The following is a 15,057-nucleotide window of genomic DNA, read 5'->3' as shown; positions in this document are numbered from 1 at the left end:
ATCCTATGAAAGCTCTGCTTCTTCCTCTCCTTCTACTGGCATCCATCGCCTTTGCCGAGGTGCCGAAAGACTACACGCCGCCGGCTGGCATCAAGATGGAGCGCGATGTCTCCTACATCCCGGACGGGGACGAAGCGCAGAAGCTGGACCTCTACCTGCCGGAGAAGACCTCGGAGAAGCCGCTGCCGCTCATTGTGCATATTCATGGCGGTGGTTGGCGCGGGGGCAGCAAGTTTCCCTGCGGTGTGTCCGGCATGGTGACCAAGGGGTATGCGGTGGCGAGCATCGAGTATCGCTTCAGCCAGAAGGCGATCTTCCCGGCGCAGATCCAGGACTGCCAGGCGGCGATCCGCTGGCTGCGCGCGAACAGCAAGAAGTATAACTTTGATGTCGACAAGGTGGGTGTGGTCGGTGGTTCAGCAGGCGGCCATCTCTCGGCTCTCGTTGGGACTTCCGGAGGTAAAAAAGCTTTCGTACCCATCGGCGGAAATGAAGAACAATCCGACAAGGTACAGTGCGTGTGCGACATCTTTGGTCCGGCAGATTTCAGCACCGTGGTGCAGCAGGCGTCGGACGACAGAAACGTGAAGAATATCTTTGAGTTCAACACGCCGAAGGATCCCTACTCAGGCCTGATCGGCGCGAAGCTGGATGACAAAGCCAAGGCCGATGCCGTGAGTCCGATCCACTACGTGAGCGCCGACACGCCGCCCTTCCTCATTCTGCACGGCACGCATGATGCGCTGGTGCCGTATGCGCAGAGCGTGCAGTTCGAAGCCGCGCTGAAAGAGAAAGGCGTGCCCGTGTGGCTGCAGAAGCTTCCTGGCTCTGGCCACGGCGGTGCTGCCTTTGGCAAGCCTTCGGTGATCCAGCTCATGGCGAACTTCTTCGACAAGTATCTCAAAGGCTCGGAGGTGAAGATCGAGCTGGTGCCAGAGGCTGAGCTGGCCGTGGAGCCGCCGAAGGCGAAGTAGTCATGCGCTTCAGCGCGTGACCAGCCGGAAGAATGCGGGACTTTTGAATCCTAGATGAGTTCGGAAGGTCATCTGGTTTGCCGGGTTCGTGCGAGCTGAAGCTCGGCACTACTTTGCTGGCGCTTCGCGCCGCGGACAAAGTAGTCATGCGCTTTAGCGCGTGACCACCCGGAAGAATGCGGGACTTTTGAATCCTAGATGAGTTCGGAAGGTCATCTGGTTTGCCGGGTTCGTGCGAGCTAAAGCTCTGCACTACTTTGCTTGCGCGCTTCGCGCTTCCTTTTTAAAATCTGTTGTGCCATTCCAACCTTACGATCCGGATGCGGAGACGCATGTCCATAGGGAGCGTCTCCCACACTGGAGGCAATGGGGCACAACATACTTTATCACCACACGTCTGGCTGATTCTGTGCCAGCCAAGTTGCAGGCTGAATGGCAGCAGAAAAGAAACGCCTGGCTTCATGTTCACGGCGTTTCCAATGGTGGTGATCTGAACCTGCTGACCGTTGAGGACCGGCAAGAATATCATCGTAAGTTCACCGCCAAGTTTCACGAGTTCCTGGACGCGGGACATGGTGGGTGCGTCCTAGCCCAGAAAGCCAACGCTGACCTTGTCATCGCGAGGCTTCTGGCCGGGCATGGGAAGGCTTATCAACTCGATGCGTGGTGCGTGATGCCCAATCATATTCATGCACTTGTTGAACCTGCTGAAAAGATGACTCTGGGGGAAGTGATGCGACATTGGAAAGGCGGCAGTTCTCGAGACATCAACCAGCGCATGGGACGCAAGGGATCACTTTGGCAACGCGAGCCGTTTGATCACATCGTCCGTAGCGAGGCTCAGCTAGAGCACTTTCGTCGTTACGTTGCTGACAATCCTGGGAAGGCTAGACTGAGGACGGGGTATGTTGTAGGTCGTGGCAGTGAGGTTACGGTGCGCGCACATGCGCTTTAGGACGTGGGCGCCAACTTCGCGGTAGTTTGGCAGAAAAGAGACTTGTGGCCTGCCGGGTTGGTGCGAGCTAAAGCTCTGCACTACTTTGCTGCCGCGCTTCGCGCCGAGGACAAAGTAGTCATGCGCTTTAGCGCGTGATCACCTCGAACAACAAAGGACTTTCGATTTCAGAGCCAGTTCGGAATGCCGTTTGAACTTCCACGCGAGTGCGAGCTAAAGCTCTGCACTACTTTGCTGGCGCTTCGCGCCGAGGACAAAGTAGTCATGCGCTTTAGCGCGTGATCACCTCGAACAACAAAGGACTTCTGAGTCCAGGGCCGGTTCGGATGTCCGTTTGAACTTCCACGCGGGTGCGAGCTAAAGCTCTGCACTACTTTGCTGGCGCTTCGCGCTGGGGACAAAGTAGTCATGCGCTTCAGCGCGTGATCGCCCCGAACAACACAGGACTTTTGAGTCCATGACCGGTTCGGATGTCCGTTTGAACTTCCACGCGGGTGCGAGCTAAAGCTCTGCACTACTTTGGGCGTCTGCTGCGTTCATAGTGCATCACCAACATGAAACCCTTCTTTTGCGCTCTTTCCTTTGTTGTCACCACCGCCCTCGCTGATGACTGGGGCATGTATCAGATTGTCTCGGCAAGTGCGCCGGAACTGGTGCTGGAGGTAACAGGAGGCACGAAGGAGGGGGATGTCGTTTCGGTGCAGAAGCCGAATGGTGCACCTAGCCAGAAGTGGATCTTTGATCCGAAGGGAGATGGCACTTACTGGATCATGCCGGCTTCGATGCCGACGCTGACTCTCACGGTGGCGAATGGGGAGACGAAGAATGGATCGAAGGTGAGCATCGAGAAGGAGAACCGCACGGATGCGCAGCTCTGGTCGATCACGAAGCTGGAGAATGGCAATTACTCGCTGGTGCCAAAGCATGCGCAGGGGATGGGGCTGGACCATTTTGGCGGCAAGCGTGAGCCTGGGGCACGTGTGGACCTTTGGCAGAACAAGGCGGGCGACCAGCATCTGCAGTGGATCATCAAGCCACTGGCGGGCAGCGGGATCGCAGAGGCCAAGGAGGCGGCGCAACCGACCTACACAGCGCCAGAGATCAAGCCGGAGGACATCAAGGAAGGGCGGATTGAGACCTTCCAGTTCACACAGAGCAAGGTATTTCCAGGCACGGTCCGCGAAGTGACCGTGTTCATCCCGGCCCAGTATGAGGCCAGCAAACCAGCGTGCGTGTATGTGAAGACGGATGGTTACAATCCACGCGAAAAAACGCTACTGGAGACGATGATCGCCACGAAGGAGATGCCGGTGACGGTCGGTGTGTTTGTTAGGCCTGGCAGTCTTCCAGCACCCATGAAAGGCACGGCGGACCGCCGCAATCGTGACTTCGAATATGATGCCATCGATGACAACAACGTGCGCTTCTTTGATGAGAAGGTGCTGCCGTTTGTGGCGAAGACCTACAAGCTCAACCTGAGCACGGATGGCAATGACCGCTGCATCTCCGGCGGCAGCAGCGGAGGCATCGCGGCTTTCACGGCAGCATGGCACCGGCCAGAAGCCTTCAGCCGTGTGTATGCGGCGAGCGGAAGCTGGGTGGCCTTTCGTGACGGACATGAGTTTTCCACGATGGTGCGAAAGTTTGAAGCGCGGCCAATCCGCTCCTACCTGACCACAGCCACGCATGACATGGAGAACGCGGCCGGTGACTGGTATCTCGAGGATCAGGAGATGGACAAGGCGCTGAAATTCTCCGGCTATGACTACCAGTTCCGCACCATCGAGGGGAAACATGTTGCAGGCTATGCGGAGAACTGGCGCGAGGCGATGGCCTACCTTTGGAAAGGCTGGCCGGAACGTGTGAAGGCGGGTCCGAGTGCTCCAAGAGCGCAGGAGATTTTGATTCCAGGCGAAGACTGGAAGCTCGCGGCCGAAGGGTTTAAAAGCACCCGCGGACCTTCAACCAATGCGGCGGGCGAGGTGTTCTTTGCGGACACGACGGCGGACAAGATCCATCGCATCGGAGTCGATGAGAAGGTCAGCTTGTTTGCAGAGATGACGGGCAATGCGCACTGCGTGAGCGTGGGTGCCGACGGCTCTGTTTACACGGTGTCTGAGAAGTCTGACAAGGTGATGCGCTATAATGCGCAAGGCAAAGGAACCTTGGTGTATGAAGGCTTCAAAGGTCACTCGATCCTCGCGATGCCAAACAACACGCTCTATCTTACCAGCAACACGCAGACACCACCTACAGGCAAACTGCAATTTCTGCTCGGCAGCAAGCCTGGAACGATCTGGATGATGAAGGCTGGTCCACCTGAGTTAGTTGCCAGTGGCATCCGCTTCGCCACCGGCATGGCGTATCGTCCCGATCAATGGCTGCTGTCGGTGGCTGAAGGTCATTCAAAGTGGGCCTACAGCTATCAGATCAATGAGTCGGGGCATCTCATCAACGGCGAGCGTTTCTTCCACCTGCATGTGCAGGACTGGGATGACGATGCAGGTCCGGAGAGCCTTTGCTACTCGATCGAGGGGCGGCAGTTCATCGCGACGAAGAGCGGGATTCAGATCTGCGCAGATGATGGTCCGACGCAGGTCATCTTGACCGTGCCGGATCGCGGCCGGGTGACGGGCGTGGCCATCGGCGGAAAGGACAAGGACACACTGTATGCCTTCTGCGGGAACAAGATCTGGAAGCGGAAGATCCAGCAGCATGCGATGGGGGCCTGGAGTCCTTGGACGAAGGTGGTTCCGAACAAGCTGTGATGGGTTAAACGGACAGTTGTGGTTGCCTGATCCCTTGGACTCCGTCCAGCCCATTGGAATGGGGTGGTACGACGGGAGCCGCGAAAAAACAGGCTGCAAGATGAGGCGCGCTTGACCCGTCCGTTTGTTTCTGCGTTTTCTCTTTTCTCGTGACTCCCGAACAAACCAACCTGCTTCTCCTTTCCGTCGCCTCCGTGGCGGTGCTCGTCGTGCTCATTGCCTGGGTGCGGATGAATGCCTTCCTGGCTCTCCTTCTCGCTGCCATGGTCATGGGCCTGGGCTCAGGCATGGACCCGATGGCGATGATGACCGCCTTTGAAAAAGGCATGGGCGGCACGCTGGGCGGCATCGCCGGCATCCTGGGACTCGGAACGATCCTCGGCGGCTTGCTCGCCGCCTCCGGTGGTGCAGATGTGCTGGCGAAGGCGCTCATTGGCCTCTTTGGTCCGAAGCGTGTGCACTGGTGCCTGATGGTGCTCGGATTGCTGATCGGTCTGACCACCTGGTTTGCGGTGGGCCTGGTGATGCTGGTGCCGATCCTGCTGACGCTGGCTCGCGAGACGAAGGAGCCTTTCCTGAAGCTGGCGATCCCACTGCTGGCCGTGCTTTCCATCATGCATGGGGTCATGCCTCCGCATCCCGGCCCCGTGGTCGCGCTGCAGGCGCTGCATGCGGATCTGGGCAAGGTCATCCTTTGGGGGCTGCTGGCCGCAGTGCCCGTGGCAGCTGTGTCAGGACCTATCTTTGCCCATTGGGCCATTCGTCATGTGAAGGTCGAAGCTCCTGAACCACCGCCGGTGGATCCTGAAATTGCAGCCCGTCCGAAGCCTTCACTGGGCGTGACGGTGGCGGTGCTGCTGGTGCCGATTCTTTTGCTACTGACTCAGACCGTGGCCGAACTGCTGTATGAGGACAAAACCCACACGGTGCGCAAGGTCGCCTCAGTGATTGGCAATCCGACCCTGGCGCTGGGCATCTCGGTGATCTTCGCGGGCATCGTATTCCGCTTCTCACGCAGTGAGGCGCTGAAGATGGGTGAAAAGGCCATCGGTGCCGTGGGCATGACGCTGCTGGTGGTCGGTGGTGGTGGTGGTTTTAAAGGTGTGCTGGAAGCAAGCGGTGCTGCGACGGCCATCGGTGCCATGGCCACGTCTGCTCATCTTCCTCCGATGATCTTTGGCTGGCTCTGTGCAGCTCTGGTGCGCGTGGCCACAGGCTCCGCCACAGTGGCGATCACGACCGCGAGCGGTCTGGTGGCACCCGTGGTGCTGGGCAATCCCGATGTGAATCCCGAACTCGTCGTGGTGGGGATTGGTTGCGGATCACTGTTCCTTTCGCATCTCAATGATGCAGGCTTCTGGATCGTGAAGGAGACGCTCGGCATGTCCGTGGCCCAGACGCTGCGCACCTGGACAGTCACGGAAACCCTGGTGGGCGTGACGGGACTCCTGGTGGCGTGGGGGCTGGACAGTGTGTTTTAAACCACACACTGCATCGCCCCAGTTCATGCGTGAGGCTCAGTCAAAGAGCGATCCAACGGCCGAGGCAATGCCTTCAATGGCATGACCTAGAATCTCAGCGGCATCCACCGCATCCATAGTATCCAGGATCCTCGACAAGGTTCTCCGCACTCCAAAGATCCCGAAGAGCAGCAGCATCAATGACACGGATGCCCAGATGAAGCCCTGGCCGTCAGCATCCTGCATGAAGCTGCTGAAGCTGAGAAGGCCTGCGATGCCTCCGAGGACACCGAAGATGATGCGCAGCGGACTCGGCAGAACCTGGACCTTGATGTCTCGCAGTTCGGCCTCCGTGAGCGGATGCCCTTCTTTGATGGAGGCGCGTATTCCTGCCTTTTCGATCTTCTTGACCAGACGCTCGGATTTTGGGTCCATGGTGATGGGATGGTTTCTCCTGAACGCTAAATCTCCCCCATCTGGGCGGCAAGGTTGTCATCTCTGAATCTCAGCACAAGCTCGACCAGCTTCGTCCAGTGCCTCTCAGTCGCATAGACCATCAGCCGGCGCGTGAGGGGAAACCCCGCCCAAAATCGCGTTCGGCGAGGCCTGTCACGCAGATTGCGAATGATCTGCGAACACAACCATTCCTCGTCAAAGCCAGCCCACGCACCGGCAACGCTGAGCAAATTAAGCGAGACCACCGGTGCCACCTCCACAAGATAGACCTGCCGTAACTCTTCAATGCTGAGCTTCGACTCAGCCATGACCTTGGCAATGCGCTCCAGATCCTCATTCGCCAGTTCAGTATCCAGCCAAAGCTCAGAGAGGGCGATCCACACCCGCCTGCGCCTTTGGATCTGCGATTCATCAAGCATGGGAATGGAGTCAGAGTCGTGTCACCCGAGCTCCTCAGCAAGCCCAACAATGATGCCTTCAGGCCCGCGAACATAGGCGAGCCGACAGGCGTTCTCATACTGTACCACCTCACCGACGAGCTCAGCACCTTGGGCCAGCAGACGCGCAACAATCTCGTCAATGCCTTCCACCGCAAACATGAGGCGGCGGATCCCGAGTGCATTCACCGGCGCTTTCGCGGGCTCCATCTTGATCGGCTCCGGCGTGTGAAACTTGTCCAGCTCGATCCGTGAATATCCATCCGGAGTGCGCATCAGCACCAAAGTAGCTCTAACACCTTGAAGACCGATAAGGCGGTCCACCGAAAGTCCCTCGACCGTTGTTTCGCCCTCCACCTCAAGCCCCACCGCGAGAAAAAAGGCCTTCACCGCCTCCAGGTCCTCCACCACGATGAGGATGTTGTCCATTCGCTTGAGCGCAGGCTTCTTCGTGGGATTGGATGAGGTGGACATAGCGGTGCGTGACAGGATTGGAGTCTTGTGTACGAGGAGTGACTTCAGGTAATCTCTGGCCATCCAGCAGGCGAGACAAAACGTGGGAGTCCAAGACTAGATACCCCAGGTCTGGGGGTTGCCCAGAAGCCATCTCTGCCTTATTCTTTTCTCATGCCCGACTCTGAACAAACGCTCGATTACCTGGAGCAGCAGATTCCCAGCCTTTCCGCCGCTGCTGTGAATGTGGCTTACTGGCAGGCGCTGGCCACAGGTCAGGCTGTCCTCGTCAGTGGTGAATGCGGCATCTATGAGGCCCTGGCAGATGGCACGATGAAACTGGTCAAGCCGCTGGCCAAACCTCTGAGTGTGCCAGTTGGAACGCGTGTGAAAATCCCCTGAACCATGAGCGTGCCGCGCCTGCGCATGTTTGCCGGCCCCAACGGCTCTGGCAAAAGCACCATCAAGGGTGTGCTGCCGCCAGGGCTGCTAGGGGTCTATCTAAATCCTGATGACATCCAAAAGGAAATCACAGAACTTGGATACTTAAAGTTAGACCGTTATGAGGTGAACACGACGAGGGAGGAGATCCTCACCTTTTTTCAGGAGTCCACGCTGCTACGAAGAGCCCAGTTGGTGAAGCAGTCATCCCATCTGTGGTTCGATGACGGAAAACTGCACTTTGAAGGAGTGGAAGTGAATGCCTACTTCGCATCCGTAGCAGCGGATTTTTTGCGGCAGAAACTGCTGGAGAAACGGGTCTCTTTCTCTTTCGAGACTGTAATGTCATCTCCAGACAAAGTGGAGCTGCTCGAAAAGGCGCAAGCCCTGGGCTACCGCACCTATCTCTACTACATCGCCACTGAAGACCCTGCCATCAACGTGGCACGCGTTAAGACTCGGGTAAGCCTGGGTGGACATGATGTGCCTGAAGAAAAGATCGTGAGTCGCTACGCTCGATCGCTGGATCTCCTGCTGGCAGCGGTGAAACACACCAACCGCACTTACTTGTTCGACAACTCTCAAAACGGCGACGGACGCCTTTGGGTAGCGGAAATCACGGATGGACGTAATCTTGAACTCAAGTGCGACCCCATGCCGCTATGGTTCCAAAATGCCGTTTGGGACAAGATCAGACCATCGCTCTGAAACTCACCCCGCCTGCTGCGCCGGCGTCTTCACCTGATCGAGGAGCTTGGTGATCACGTCATCAATCTTCACGTTCTGGGCTTCGCCTTCAAAGTTCAGGATGATGCGGTGACGCAGGGCGACGTGGGCGATGGCGCGGATGTCATCCGTGCTGACGGCGGTCGCACCATTCACGGCGGCGAGTACACGGGCACCACGGATGAGACTCTGCAGACCACGGGGGCTGCTGCCGTAAGAGACAAAGCGCTGCACTTCAGGCAGGGCGCCGGGTTGCTCGGGATGAGTCGCCAGTACCAGACGGCTGGCGTAGTGGGCCACAGGATCCGCCACAGGCAGCTCGGCGAGCTCCTTTTGCATGCGGGTCAGGTCCGCACCACTGATGATGCTGGAGAGCTTCGGCTCGGTGAAGCCTGTGGTGCGGCGGCTGATCTCGACCAAAGAATCCAGATCCGGGAAGGGCACACGGATCTTGAACATGAAGCGGTCCAGCTGGGCCTCGGGCAGCGGGTAGGTGCCTTCCATCTCCATGGGGTTCTGCGTGGCCAGCACGAAGAAGGGATCTGGCAGGATGTGGCGCTCGCCACCAGTGGTCACAGCGCGCTCCTGCATCACCTCCAGCAGCGCGGCCTGGGTCTTCGGAGTGGCACGGTTGATCTCATCCACCAGCAGCAGATTTTTAAAGACGGGGCCTTTCTCAAAGAACATCACGCGGCGGCCATGCTCGTTTTCGTTCACGATGTGCGTGCCCAAAATGTCTGCCGGCATGAGGTCCGGCGTGCACTGCACGCGACCTGGCTCGAGGCCGATGACCTGGGAAAGCGTCCGCACAAGGAAAGTCTTGCCGAGTCCGGGCACGCCTTCGAGCAGCACGTGACCTCCTGCGAAGACAGCGACGAGCACGTCCGTGAGGAGCTGGTCATAGCCCACGATGGCCTTTTGCAGTTCCGTTTTAAGCTGACCGAAGAGGGGGCGGAAGGTGGACATGGGGATGTGCGCTGGCGAGTCATAGGCGGCTCTCGTGCTCGTGCAAAGGAAAGCACGGGAAGCTTGCGGGTTGCTGCATCTGGCTGAACATCCACGCACCGCTGTTTTCGGTTCTCAGTTTCCGGCTCTCCGCGTCTCCCCTCACCCTTTCTCCGCGTCTTCCTCCCCCATGAGCACTCCCCTACCCCGCGTCGGTCTCCTCGGTCTTGGCATCATCGGCAGCCGCGTGGCTGAAAACCTGCGCAAGGCGGGCTATGAAGTCTCCGTCTGGAGCAAAACCGGCCGTGATGTGGAAGGCGCGCTCCCCAGCGCTCTCGAGGTGGCCCAGGCCACGCAGGTGATCCAGCTTTTCGTCCGGGATGATGCCGCGCTGCTGGAGGCCATCCGCGCCATGCAGTCCTCTTTGAAGTCCACCCACGTGGTCATGAACCACGCCACCGTGAGCAAGGAAGCCACCCTGGAGGCCGCCCGCCTCTGCGCCAGCAAGGAAGCCGCGTTTCTGGATGCCCCCTTCACCGGCAGCAAGATGGCCGCGCAGAATGGCAAGCTCTGCTACTACATCGGCGGTTCCACGGAGGTGCTGGAGCAGGTGCGTCCCGTGCTGGAGGCCAGCTCCGCCAAAATCGTCCACCTCGGTGCCATTGGCGATGCCATGGTGCTGAAGATCGTGACCAACCTCGTCACCGGCGTGACTGTGAAGGCGCTGGCCGAGGCCGCCGCCATCACCCAAGGCGAAGGCGTGCCCTTGGAAGCCCTGAAGACCGCGCTCGAGTCCAATGCCAACTACAGCACACTCATCGGCATGAAGCTGCCTGCCATCATGAGCGGTGACTTCGAGGCCCATTTCTCCCTGATCAACATGCTCAAGGATGCCGACTTCGCCCGCATCCTGGCCGCCGGTTCAGGCACAAAGACCCCCGCTCTGGACTGCACCGCCGAAGCCATGCGCGCCGGAGTGAGTCAGGGATTCGGTGATCTGGACTTCTCCGTGATCGGTAAGCTGGGGTAGACAGCCCACATCCTCCCGGCGGAGGCGGCTCGATCCTTTTTCAGCCCCCATCGTTTAACCTCAGCCCCTCACCGCCATGAACCACACCTGCCCACGCTGCCACCGCGCTCTTTACGACAGGCATCTTAAAGCCTGTGGTTACTGTGACACGCCCATCCCTGAAGATCGGCAATACGCTCCGCACCAGATTGCTGAGCTCGACCAGACTCTGGCGGAGCTTAATATGCAAAGATGGCAGCAGGAAGTTGATGCCGATAGACGCCGAAACCACATCGTTATCTTTGCCGACGGCGGATCAGTTTGATCACAAACAAGCACGAGGTCCCCCCATGACGCAAAACACCCGCACGAAATCCGCGCGGGTGTTTTGTAAAAGGCTTGTCGACCCGGATTTCTCCGGAACCAACAGGCTGAATGGATTAGCGATTGAGCGGCAGCAATTCCACCGAGACGGGCATCGCAGCGCCGGAGACGCTGACGACATCCACATTGTGGGGTGACGGAACCACGTCATCGCCTTCAAAGTGGCGGCTGAGCAGGATGCCCTCGATCTCCAGCTGACGATCATGTTCCACTTCGCGGATCAGCTCGCTCTCCACGGCCAGCGAAGGCTGGGCGGCGAGAGCGGCTGGCATCGGCTCAGCGGCAGCGATCATCTCATGAGATGAGGAAGCCAGTCCAGGACCAGAGACTTTGACAGTTCCCCAGGCGGCAACCACAGCCACACAGGCGGTGACGGTAGCGGCCGTCCACTTTGGCGAAACCAGATTATCCCAGAAGGTCGTCATGCGCTCCCAGAGGAGGCCACGTGCCGACTGGCGCAGAAGCTCAGCCCGCTGACGCTGGTGAAAGCTGGCGAGAAAATCTTCCACAAAGTCCTCCCCGGGGGTCTCATAGCGCTTCAGTCGAATGATTCTCTGCAAATTTTCGAATTCGCTCATGGGTCGATTGTTAATGATAGGGTTACGGGGGGTTGTAAACAGATTGGCTTTGATAGACGTAGCAATTATTTGACCAAATCCTCCAAGTAACTCTGCAGCAAACGGTGTGCATAGAAAAGCCTGGAGCGCACGGTGCCTTCTGAGACACCCAGGATCTTGGCAATTTCATTATGCTGAAGGCCCTGGACATCATACAGCGTGACAACTGTGCGGTGGTCCTCCGACAGCCTCTGCAACGCGTCGTTCAACCTTTTTTGCAATTCGTGAATATTCACCTCCCGGACCGTGTCCCGGTTGGCCGTGGTGATCTTGATGAAGTCCGGATCGTTCTGAATGCCGTTGTCCACGTCATCCAGGCTGACCTTCGTATACCGGCCACGCTTCTTCAGGAAGTTCAGCGTCATGTTCACCGCGATCGAGTAGATCCAGGTGTAGAACGATGATTTGCCCATGAAGCGCTTCAGAGAGCGGTAGGCCTTGGCAAAGACCTCCTGCAGCAGGTCCGCCGTGTCATCCCGGTTTGAGGTCATATTATAGACCAAGCCGTAGAGCTTCGGCGTGTATTTGCGCACTAGGTCGTCAAACGCACGCGTGTCACCCGCCTGCGCCCTTTCCACAAGAATCCGGTCTTCAGCAGCGCTGCTGTTGGGAGGGGATTCGGGCTCGGTGGCAGTTTCCATCACGGAATGTATGGGCGGTGTAAAGACAGGGGTTGTCATAACAGCAAATCATTGTCACGAAACAGAAACAAGTTATTCTTCATCTAAAGAAACGCATGGGATCATCAAAACGACCCCCCAAACGGTGGAAAATGGGGTGAAGACCCGGGCGCACACCCATCTGGCGTTCAAACTTAACTCCTCAGGAGCATGGCCATGAGGCTCATCAGGCCATAAGAAAAGTCATAGGGTCAAGGCATGTTCCGAAGGTCACACCCACTGATTAACCGATCTTCTGGGCGCATTCTTGGCATTTGGGCCGTCTGCCAGGGCGCAGCAGCCAGCTTGACGGAAGACGATCAGGGGTGGGCGGAGACTCAGGAGGCACTTGACCCAACGCGGCATGGAGCAGCGTCGGATTTGACATAACGAACGATGATAGAACTCGAACCACTCTTCACATCATAGACGGACAAAACCTCTCCCCAGAGATATTTGCCGACGGGTAGTCGTAGCATCTCAGCAAGCCAGCGTTCATGATAGGCCTTTCGGGCCAACTCGCGCTCCTCAGACCAGTCATCCCAGGAAGTGCCGAAGCGAGCGGCATCGTGGAAAAGACGGAGTGAATCCAATCGCTCACCGTGAAACTGTAGCGTGATAATGAGTTCAGTGTCCCGTTGTGGAATGCTGGGCAGTTTGAAGCTGCACCAAGGCTCATTACGGACCAGCACTGAAGAGCCTGAAAAGGAACCATCTTCAAGAAAGCGCCCACGCGACAGTGCCGATGAGATGACGGCACTTGTTGCTGGGAGAATGATACGGCCCGTATTTGGATCAGCCATCATGGACGGAAACTAAAATGGTTCTTGTCGTAGCGGTGTGAATCTCTGCACCCTCCCTTGTCTGCGGAAAAAGTCACTGCATCTGCCACCGATCTATCTCGGAGCCAGATGCTTCTTCACAAACTCACACACCGGCCCCACGCCGCCCTGTACCACCGGGAAAGTGTGACCTCCGGGCAAGCGAAGGGTTTCGTGCGAGATGTCAGCGACCTTGAGCTTCGCGGAAAGCCGGTCATTCATCACAGCATCCGTGGCCTTTTCACCGATAACCAAAAGGATGTTCAAGCCACGCAATTCCTCGGCACGGTTCATTGGATTGAACTCAGGCCAGCGGGCGGGATCAGTGCCAAACGTTTCGGGCGTGCGCGGGAAGTGCGCTTCCTGCGCCGGAAAGTCCACCACCGCGATGATGGTGGCCAGAGTGGAGAAGGACTCGGGATGTCTCAAACAAGCCCAGGTGGATCCAAAGCCGCCAGCGGACCATCCCCCAATCGCTCGTTGAGAACGTTCCGTACTGATGTGCACCACCTTGCCAGCGAGAGCGATGACCTCATCCAGATAGGTCGCGTATTGGCGCTGAGGATTGAACGGCGAATCAAAGTACCAGCCGTTTTCCCCCTTCGGCAGCACGATCACATAGGGCTGCGCCAGCAGATGCTCGCGGCTCGGCGGATCTTCGATTAGCGTCTTCTCATTGCGACCCAGGCCATGCAGGAAGAACAGCACCGGCCAGGGCTTTCCCGTCTCCTCATACCCCACCGGATACACCACATTGAAGGCCATTTTCTTTTGCAGCGCCTTGCTCGGGAAATCATAGTGCTGGATGCGCTCCTGCACCGGGGTCATCACCACGCCCTCAGGCAAGGGAGCAGCCGCCACATCAAAACGGATGGCGAGAGTCAACGACAGCAGGAGAAGAAGACGATGCATCATGAGACGCGATTTTTGTCATCCAGGCCTTCAAATGACAATCGCCAAAATAAATCACGACCGAAGCAACTCATTCCATTCAGTCTCCCGTCTCCTTATCGGATGACTTTTTGGAAAGTTCACGAAGCAATCGCATCAATCGTCGATACTGAAGCTCGTCCACTACCATCAGCACCAAGCCCAAGATGAAAAGGCACCGTCCGCCGACAGCCCATCCCTTCCATTCAGCGCGAACCAAAAACGGCATCAGTATAAATGACGGGCCTGCCAAGAGGAGGCCGACGAACGACATTTCATAGTTGTAGAATCCGGCTGCTTTCGGAAACCGGCCTGCTGGGCGAGTGAGTCGCATAACCTTTGATCACGATGATCTCAAATCACGGCCATCGTGGCAATCATTTTGATCCCCGTTCGCCAGCCACCCGCGTAACACCTTGGCTCGCCATGTCCCTCCACATACGCCCCGCCGACTCCAACGACATCCAAGTCGTCTCTGCCATCCTCGGTGAAGCAGCGGAGTGGTTGCAGCAGCAAGGTACGCCGATGTGGAAGGCGGATGAATTGCTGCCGGACAACATCGAGCAAGACGTGCTGGATGGCTTGTTTTACCTGGCGGAGAAAGACGGAGTCTGTGTGGGCACCGTGAAGTTCCAGCTCGAGGATCCGCTCTTCTGGCCCGACCTGCAAGAAGGCGAGGCCGCCTATGTCCATCGCCTGGCCGTGAGCCGCGCAGCAGCGGGCGGCGGTATCTCGAAGCAGTTGCTGCAATGGGCAGCGGATCGCACTCGCGAACTGGGGAGGCGCTACCTGCGTCTAGACTGTGAAGCAGACCGCACCCGCCTCCGGGAAGTCTACGAGCGCTTCGGCTTCAAGCATCACAGCGACCGGCAGGTAGGACCGTATTTCGTGTCCAGGTATGAGCTGGCGTTGGCATGAAGGCGGGGCCCCCTGCTTTCGCCCCGAAATCACCGCGTCAACTCATAAAGTTCAAAAGAACACCTTCCAACTTGCACCCGGCAAACGTAGCCACTACCTACGCC

The 15,057-nt window shown here is 57.8% G+C and carries 17 protein-coding genes; 9 read left to right on the top strand and 8 right to left on the bottom strand.

Annotation, left to right across the window (positions count from 1 at the left end; all coding sequences use genetic code 11):
• Positions 1-5 precede the first annotated feature (5 nt).
• The 4 genes from BGE01nite_RS20450 to BGE01nite_RS20435 all read left to right on the top strand — a co-directional run bounded on the left by BGE01nite_RS20450 (position 6) and on the right by BGE01nite_RS20435 (position 6,178).
• Positions 6-974 (top strand): alpha/beta hydrolase, encoded by a 969-nt coding sequence (locus BGE01nite_RS20450; protein ID WP_146853124.1) that lies wholly within the window; start codon positions 6-8, stop codon positions 972-974.
• 409 nt (positions 975-1,383) lie between these two features.
• Positions 1,384-1,929 (top strand): transposase, encoded by a 546-nt coding sequence (locus BGE01nite_RS20445; protein ID WP_218033050.1) that lies wholly within the window; start codon positions 1,384-1,386, stop codon positions 1,927-1,929.
• 554 nt (positions 1,930-2,483) lie between these two features.
• Positions 2,484-4,697: an RICIN domain-containing protein gene (locus BGE01nite_RS20440; protein ID WP_146853120.1), complete on the top strand. Its 2,214-nt coding sequence runs from the start codon at positions 2,484-2,486 to the stop codon at positions 4,695-4,697.
• A gap of 149 nt (positions 4,698-4,846) precedes the next feature.
• Complete coding sequence (locus BGE01nite_RS20435; protein WP_146853118.1) at positions 4,847-6,178, top strand: GntT/GntP/DsdX family permease; 1,332 nt, start codon at positions 4,847-4,849, stop codon at positions 6,176-6,178.
• A 36-nt stretch (positions 6,179-6,214) separates the two neighbouring features.
• On the opposite strand, the gene BGE01nite_RS20430 is transcribed toward BGE01nite_RS20435, so the two are convergent.
• The 3 genes from BGE01nite_RS20430 to BGE01nite_RS20420 are packed head-to-tail and all read right to left on the bottom strand — an operon-like array spanning position 6,215 to position 7,524.
• Entirely contained in the window at positions 6,215-6,592 is a 378-nt protein-coding gene (locus tag BGE01nite_RS20430; RefSeq protein ID WP_146853116.1) for a hypothetical protein, read from the bottom strand.
• A 26-nt stretch (positions 6,593-6,618) separates the two neighbouring features.
• Positions 6,619-7,032 (bottom strand): DUF7079 family protein, encoded by a 414-nt coding sequence (locus tag BGE01nite_RS20425; RefSeq protein WP_146853114.1) that lies wholly within the window; start codon positions 7,030-7,032, stop codon positions 6,619-6,621.
• A 21-nt stretch (positions 7,033-7,053) separates the two neighbouring features.
• Positions 7,054-7,524 carry a VOC family protein gene (locus tag BGE01nite_RS20420; protein ID WP_218033049.1) on the bottom strand — a complete coding sequence of 157 codons (471 nt, stop codon included), beginning with the start codon at positions 7,522-7,524 and terminating at the stop codon, positions 7,054-7,056.
• 153 nt (positions 7,525-7,677) lie between these two features.
• Between BGE01nite_RS20420 and BGE01nite_RS20415 the strand changes: the two genes are divergently transcribed.
• Complete coding sequence (locus BGE01nite_RS20415) at positions 7,678-7,905, top strand: hypothetical protein (RefSeq protein ID WP_146853112.1); 228 nt, start codon at positions 7,678-7,680, stop codon at positions 7,903-7,905.
• A gap of 3 nt (positions 7,906-7,908) precedes the next feature.
• Positions 7,909-8,652 carry an ATPase gene (locus BGE01nite_RS20410; protein WP_146853110.1) on the top strand — a complete coding sequence of 248 codons (744 nt, stop codon included), beginning with the start codon at positions 7,909-7,911 and terminating at the stop codon, positions 8,650-8,652.
• Between the two features lie 3 nt (positions 8,653-8,655).
• On the opposite strand, the gene BGE01nite_RS20405 is transcribed toward BGE01nite_RS20410, so the two are convergent.
• Positions 8,656-9,636, bottom strand: coding sequence for an AAA family ATPase (locus BGE01nite_RS20405; protein ID WP_146853108.1), 981 nt, complete (start codon positions 9,634-9,636; stop codon positions 8,656-8,658).
• 169 nt (positions 9,637-9,805) lie between these two features.
• Here BGE01nite_RS20405 and BGE01nite_RS20400 point away from each other — a divergent pair, with 169 nt between their 5' ends.
• Entirely contained in the window at positions 9,806-10,645 is an 840-nt protein-coding gene (locus tag BGE01nite_RS20400) for an NAD(P)-dependent oxidoreductase (RefSeq protein ID WP_146853106.1), read from the top strand.
• A 76-nt stretch (positions 10,646-10,721) separates the two neighbouring features.
• Positions 10,722-10,949, top strand: a complete 228-nt coding sequence (locus BGE01nite_RS29440) for a hypothetical protein (protein ID WP_218033048.1) — start codon at positions 10,722-10,724, stop codon at positions 10,947-10,949.
• A 115-nt stretch (positions 10,950-11,064) separates the two neighbouring features.
• On the opposite strand, the gene BGE01nite_RS20395 is transcribed toward BGE01nite_RS29440, so the two are convergent.
• The 4 genes from BGE01nite_RS20395 to BGE01nite_RS20380 form a co-directional block, all read right to left on the bottom strand.
• A complete protein-coding gene (locus tag BGE01nite_RS20395; protein ID WP_146853104.1) occupies positions 11,065-11,586 on the bottom strand; it encodes a hypothetical protein in 522 nt (173 codons plus the stop codon).
• A 65-nt stretch (positions 11,587-11,651) separates the two neighbouring features.
• Entirely contained in the window at positions 11,652-12,266 is a 615-nt protein-coding gene (locus tag BGE01nite_RS20390; RefSeq protein ID WP_146853102.1) for a sigma-70 family RNA polymerase sigma factor, read from the bottom strand.
• Between the two features lie 356 nt (positions 12,267-12,622).
• On the bottom strand, positions 12,623-13,090 hold the full coding sequence (locus BGE01nite_RS20385; protein ID WP_146853100.1) for a hypothetical protein: 468 nt from the start codon (positions 13,088-13,090) through the stop codon (positions 12,623-12,625).
• 90 nt (positions 13,091-13,180) lie between these two features.
• Positions 13,181-14,020: an alpha/beta hydrolase gene (locus tag BGE01nite_RS20380; RefSeq protein WP_146853098.1), complete on the bottom strand. Its 840-nt coding sequence runs from the start codon at positions 14,018-14,020 to the stop codon at positions 13,181-13,183.
• A 441-nt stretch (positions 14,021-14,461) separates the two neighbouring features.
• Here BGE01nite_RS20380 and BGE01nite_RS20375 point away from each other — a divergent pair, with 441 nt between their 5' ends.
• Positions 14,462-14,953 (top strand): GNAT family N-acetyltransferase, encoded by a 492-nt coding sequence (locus BGE01nite_RS20375; protein WP_146853096.1) that lies wholly within the window; start codon positions 14,462-14,464, stop codon positions 14,951-14,953.
• The last annotated feature ends 104 nt before the right edge of the window (positions 14,954-15,057 follow it).

Source organism: Prosthecobacter gellanilyticus, from assembly GCF_007992435.1.
Classification (GTDB): Bacteria; Verrucomicrobiota; Verrucomicrobiia; order Verrucomicrobiales; family Verrucomicrobiaceae; genus Prosthecobacter; species Prosthecobacter gellanilyticus.
This window is presented reverse-complemented; position numbering and strand designations above follow the sequence as displayed.

Bases quoted from the DNA above. Each gene is read 5' to 3' on its own strand.
- BGE01nite_RS20450 (WP_146853124.1), top strand. From the start codon at position 6: ATGAAAGCTCTGCTTCTTCCTCTCCTTCTACTGGCATCCATCGCCTTT.
- BGE01nite_RS20440 (WP_146853120.1), top strand. From the start codon at position 2,484: ATGAAACCCTTCTTTTGCGCTCTTTCCTTTGTTGTCACCACCGCCCTC.
- BGE01nite_RS20430 (WP_146853116.1), bottom strand. From the start codon at position 6,592: ATGGACCCAAAATCCGAGCGTCTGGTCAAGAAGATCGAAAAGGCAGGA.
- BGE01nite_RS20425 (WP_146853114.1), bottom strand. From the start codon at position 7,032: ATGCTTGATGAATCGCAGATCCAAAGGCGCAGGCGGGTGTGGATCGCC.
- BGE01nite_RS20420 (WP_218033049.1), bottom strand. From the start codon at position 7,524: ATGTCCACCTCATCCAATCCCACGAAGAAGCCTGCGCTCAAGCGAATG.
- BGE01nite_RS20415 (WP_146853112.1), top strand. From the start codon at position 7,678: ATGCCCGACTCTGAACAAACGCTCGATTACCTGGAGCAGCAGATTCCC.
- BGE01nite_RS20410 (WP_146853110.1), top strand. From the start codon at position 7,909: ATGAGCGTGCCGCGCCTGCGCATGTTTGCCGGCCCCAACGGCTCTGGC.
- BGE01nite_RS20405 (WP_146853108.1), bottom strand. From the start codon at position 9,636: ATGTCCACCTTCCGCCCCCTCTTCGGTCAGCTTAAAACGGAACTGCAA.
- BGE01nite_RS20400 (WP_146853106.1), top strand. From the start codon at position 9,806: ATGAGCACTCCCCTACCCCGCGTCGGTCTCCTCGGTCTTGGCATCATC.
- BGE01nite_RS29440 (WP_218033048.1), top strand. From the start codon at position 10,722: ATGAACCACACCTGCCCACGCTGCCACCGCGCTCTTTACGACAGGCAT.
- BGE01nite_RS20395 (WP_146853104.1), bottom strand. From the start codon at position 11,586: ATGAGCGAATTCGAAAATTTGCAGAGAATCATTCGACTGAAGCGCTAT.
- BGE01nite_RS20390 (WP_146853102.1), bottom strand. From the start codon at position 12,266: ATGGAAACTGCCACCGAGCCCGAATCCCCTCCCAACAGCAGCGCTGCT.
- BGE01nite_RS20385 (WP_146853100.1), bottom strand. From the start codon at position 13,090: ATGATGGCTGATCCAAATACGGGCCGTATCATTCTCCCAGCAACAAGT.
- BGE01nite_RS20380 (WP_146853098.1), bottom strand. From the start codon at position 14,020: ATGATGCATCGTCTTCTTCTCCTGCTGTCGTTGACTCTCGCCATCCGT.
- BGE01nite_RS20375 (WP_146853096.1), top strand. From the start codon at position 14,462: ATGTCCCTCCACATACGCCCCGCCGACTCCAACGACATCCAAGTCGTC.